The 1182-nt window shown below is 60.9% G+C and carries 1 protein-coding gene; it reads left to right on the top strand.

Annotation, left to right across the window (positions count from 1 at the left end; genetic code table 11):
- Window positions 1-211: 211 nt before the first annotated feature.
- The gene (locus NNZ72_RS25345; RefSeq protein ID WP_257318456.1) at window positions 212-1168 is read left to right on the top strand and encodes an IS110 family RNA-guided transposase; all 957 of its coding nucleotides are present in this window, start codon (window positions 212-214) and stop codon (window positions 1166-1168) included.
- Window positions 1169-1182 lie beyond the last annotated feature (14 nt).

The following is a 1182-nucleotide window of genomic DNA, read 5'->3' as shown; positions in this document are numbered from 1 at the left end:
CTTATACATTGGAAGGCCGGAACATCGGTTACGATGTTCCGGCCTCTTGTCATTGTGGTGGTTGCAACACCGCGATGACGGCGCGCGAAGCGGTTGGTCCTTGCGGGGCCTGAACCTTGCGTTCGCAAAAAAGCAGAACCCTTTGCGCGCCTTGAGGCTTCGTCGAACCGTTGAGAGAGCCTTGCGCTCGCGTATAAGGGAGACCAAGCCTATGGCTTATACTACCCGCTTTGTGGGCCTCGACATATCCAAATCGTCACTGGACGTGTGTCTTCTGCCTGATGAGGAACGGGCAAGCTTCCCGAACACGGTCGAGGGATGCGCCAACCTCGTCACGTTCCTTGCTTCCTTGGCAGCGACAGAGCGTGTGATCCTGGAGCCGACCGGAGGCTACGAGCGCCTTGCCGTGGCGGCGCTGCAGGCCGCAGGTCTGCCCGTTGCCAAGGTGAATGCCAGGCAGGTGCGGCAGTTCGCGAGAGCTTGCGGCCAGCTCTCCAAGACCGATAGCATCGACGCCTTCGTCCTGGCCGACTACGGCCGCCGCATGCACACACGGATACTGCCGGAACGATCGGCCCAATCGGTTCTTCTGGCACAACTCGTCCTGCGATACAGGCAGCTCTCGCACATGATCGTGCAGGAGAAGAACCGCAGGGAGAAGCTGACCGGAGGCGAGGCCGACACCCTCTCCAGAGACTGGATCGAGCAGACGCTGCACTTCCTCTGCGGCCAACGCCAGACAGTTGTCGACGAAATGGCCGCCTGCCTCAAGGCCGATGCCGACCTCGCCGCAAAGGCCGAAGTGCTCATGTCGCTCAAGGGCATCGGCATGCGAACTGCCTGCTTCCTGCTGGCTGACCTGCCCGAACTCGGCCTTATCGAGAAAGCCCAGATCGCCAAGCTCGTCGGCGTCGCGCCGCTCAACCGCGACAGCGGACAGATGCGTGGAAAACGCATGATCGCCGGAGGTCGCGGACCGATCCGCGACGCACTCTATGTCGCAGCCCTCTCCGCGATCCGCTTCGAACCCGCCATCCGCGCCTTCAATGCCAACCTGCGCAACAGGGGAAAGCCGGGAAAGCTCGCCATCGTCGCCGTCATTCGAAAGATCGTGGTCATCCTCAACGCAAGAATGAGAGACCATCTCACAAAAACGCTTGCGGCCTAACACCGTTGCTTTTT

The organism is Shinella pollutisoli (genome assembly GCF_024609765.1).
GTDB classification, from domain to species: Bacteria; Pseudomonadota; Alphaproteobacteria; order Rhizobiales; family Rhizobiaceae; genus Shinella; species Shinella pollutisoli.
This window is presented reverse-complemented; position numbering and strand designations above follow the sequence as displayed.